2 protein-coding genes and 1 pseudogene are annotated in these 3,354 nt (G+C 49.0%); 2 read left to right on the forward strand and 1 reads right to left on the reverse strand.

What is annotated here, in order from left to right:
- Positions 1–1,307, reverse strand: a pseudogene (locus tag ACTF5U_RS10905) (excinuclease ABC subunit UvrA); the annotation flags it as partial.
- A 104-nt stretch (positions 1,308–1,411) separates the two neighbouring features.
- On the opposite strand from ACTF5U_RS10905, the gene ACTF5U_RS10910 reads away from it, so the two are divergent.
- Entirely contained in the window at positions 1,412–2,767 is a 1,356-nt protein-coding gene (locus ACTF5U_RS10910) for an MFS transporter (protein ID WP_438971660.1), read from the forward strand.
- 43 nt (positions 2,768–2,810) lie between these two features.
- The gene (locus tag ACTF5U_RS10915; protein WP_438971661.1) at positions 2,811–3,299 is read left to right on the forward strand and encodes a single-stranded DNA-binding protein; all 489 of its coding nucleotides are present in this window, start codon (positions 2,811–2,813) and stop codon (positions 3,297–3,299) included.
- The last annotated feature ends 55 nt before the right edge of the window (positions 3,300–3,354 follow it).

The following is a 3,354-nucleotide window of genomic DNA, read 5'->3' on the forward strand; positions in this document are numbered from 1 at the left end:
CCGATAGGCATATCTGTGACTTCAGGCAATGTCGTTTCGGCTATGTAGACGTGACGTGATGCCTGAGTCAGCCGAGCACCATGACAATCAGGACAGGCACGAATTGAGTGTAGCTTGGCGAGATCTTCACGGACGCTGTTCGACTCCGTTTCGTGATAACGACGTTGTAAATTGGGAATCACGCCTTCAAAACTATGACGCCGCGTGACCTGCTTGCCCCGATCGCCCATATATCTAAAATCAATTGGGGTATTTCCACTGCCGTAAAGCACTGCCTGACGCACATTTTCAGGCAGGTCATCAAACGGTGTTTCCAGATCAAACTCATAATGTGCGGCCAGTGATTGCATCATCTGGTAATAATAGGCATTTCGGCGATCCCAACCACGAATCGCGCCAGCAGCCAGGCTCAATTCCGGATGAGCAACAACCCGCGCCGGATCCACAAATTGTTTAATGCCCAGGCCATCACAGGTACCACAGGCACCCGCAGGGTTATTGAACGAGAACATGCGTGGTTCCAACTCAGAAATCGAATAACCACAGGTAGGACACGCGAACAACGCAGAAAACAGAGTTTCATCTTTTTCGTCGTCCATTGATACAACTTTGGCGACACCTTCCGCCATGTTCAGCGCTGTTTCAAAAGACTCTGCCAGCCGTTGCTGCAGATCATCACGCACTTTAAAACGATCCACGACTGCTTCAATCGTGTGTTTTTTACGCAGTTCCAGTTCCGGCGGTTCATCAAGCTCGATCACTTTACCGTTGACGCGCGCTCTGACAAATCCTTTCAGACGCAACTCTTCCAATACGTCACGGTGTTCACCTTTACGATCCTTAATCACCGGTGCCAATAGCATCATGCGTTTGCCTTCCGGCATCGCTAATACCATGTCGACCATCTGACTGACTGTTTGCGCCGCTAACGGAAGCTGATGAGTAGGACAGCGTGGTTCACCCGCGCGGGCAAATAACAAGCGCAGATAATCATAAATCTCGGTGATCGTGCCCACTGTCGAGCGAGGGTTATGCGAGGTCGATTTCTGCTCAATAGAGATTGCCGGTGACAGACCTTCAATGTGGTCAACATCCGGTTTTTCCATCATCGAAAGGAACTGGCGAGCATAAGCGGATAAGGATTCCACGTAACGTCGCTGGCCTTCTGCGTATAATGTATCAAACGCGAGTGACGATTTACCCGAGCCGGACAAGCCGGTGATCACGATCAGCGCATCTCTGGGCAGATCCAGATCGATGTTTTTCAGATTGTGAGTTCTGGCCCCACGAATGCTGATATTTTTCATCCCGGGAACGCTTATATTTTTCATCAGGATTCCGTAGTAAAATCAAACGGATCAATATACTCTGTCCAACTATCATGACGCAAAAACAAACTGCAACGACCTCAATGACTGCACTCGAAAAACGCAGTATCTCAGGCCTCTCCCTCATTTTTGCCCTACGTATGCTGGGCTTGTTCATGATCCTGCCTGTGTTTTCAATTTCTGCTCACCAATACAGTGGCAGTACTCCCATGCTCATTGGACTCGCGATTGGCGCATATGGTTTAACTCAGGCGCTATTACAAATTCCATTTGGCATGCTCTCCGATCGCATTGGCCGCAAGCGCGTTATTACGATTGGTTTACTGTTATTTGCTGCCGGTAGCGCCGTCGCCGCCATGGCCGAATCAATCGAAATGGTCATTGCAGGCAGACTGCTACAGGGTAGTGGCGCCATTGCTGCCGCTGTGATGGCGCTCACAGCCGATTTAACCCGCGATGAACAACGTACTAAAGCCATGGCCAGTATTGGTATCAGTATTGGATTGTCATTTTCTGTCGCTCTGGCAACCGGTGCAGCACTAGAGCACTGGATAGGTTTATCCGGTATTTTTTGGGCAACCGCTTTGCTAGCGCTGGTCGGCGTGGCAGTATTACATTTCTGGGTACCATCACCGCATCGTTGCGTTAGTCACCGAGACATTGAGCCAGTTCCCAGACAGTTTATCAAGGTACTAAAAAACCCTCAGATCATGCGCATGGTGCTCAGCATCATGGTGCTGCATTTACTACTGACCACCAGCTTTTTTGCATTGCCACTAGCCCTGCAAAATGGTGCCGGTCTGGATAAAAGTCAGCACGCGCTGGCGTATCTGCCTATTTTGCTGGTGGCGTTTGTGACGATGGTGCCCTTCATCATCATTGCTGAGAAAAAGCGTAAAATGAAAGCCGTGTTTATTGGCGCAATCGCGACCTTAGGCATCGCGGAACTGGGGTGGGCGTTAATGCCAAACTCACTGTTTACGATTCTTTTTAGTCTCTGGTTATTTTTCACCGCATTTAATATTCTCGAAGCCAGTCTGCCCTCAATGATGTCCAAGTTAAGTCCTATAGAAAATAAAGGCACAGCAATGGGCATTTATTCCAGCGCACAGTTTATCGGCGCATTTATCGGCGGTGCATTGGGCGGCATCCTATACACCAGTTTCGGACTGGAAGGTATTTTCACCGCCAGCGCAGTCATCATCGTCATTTGGCTTATCATCATCCTGCCTATGCAAGCGCCGCGTCATTACAGCAGCCGCATTATTCACCTGAACAGCGCTGCCTTGATCAATACCGATCAAATTGTTGATAAGCTCAATGCCATTAAGGGCGTTAAAGAAACCGTCGTCGTTCTGGAAGAACAAGTCGCCTATGTGAAGTTTTCCCCAGAAGAGACCGATCTCTCTGAACTGGATGCGTTTGCTTTCCAGAATTAGCGTCGTAGAATAAGCCAATTATCTTTTAACCAAGGAACATGCCATGTCAGTAAATAAGGTCATTCTCGTCGGTCGCCTGGGTGCAGAGCCTGAAAGCCGCGCCTTTCCCAACGGTGGCTCGATTTGTAACCTCCGTGTCGCTACCTCTGAAAACTGGAAAGACAAACAGACTGGTGAACGTAAAGAACGGACTGAATGGCATCGTGTAGTCTTGCGCAATCGCCTGGGTGAAGTAGCCCAACAGTATTTACACAAGGGTTCACAGGTCTATATTGAAGGTCGTATTCAGACCCGCAAATGGCAGGGTCAGGACGGTCAGGATCGTTACACCACCGAAATAGTCGGTAATGAGATGACCATGCTTGATAGTCGTGGCGGCTCTGGTGGTGGCGGTGATGCTGCATATGACCAGCGTCCGGCACCACAACCACAACAGTCCGGTGGTCAAAATGCGCCACAACCGGCCTCTTCGTCAGCTGGACCTGATTACGGTGGTGATTCTGATTATTACGATGATGATATTCCGTTCTAAAAAATCATCTGGAAAATATAAAAAAAGCCCCTCAAATCAGGGGCTTTTTTATTAC

Source organism: Methylophaga sp., from assembly GCF_965655755.1.
GTDB lineage: Bacteria > Pseudomonadota > Gammaproteobacteria > Nitrosococcales > Methylophagaceae > Methylophaga.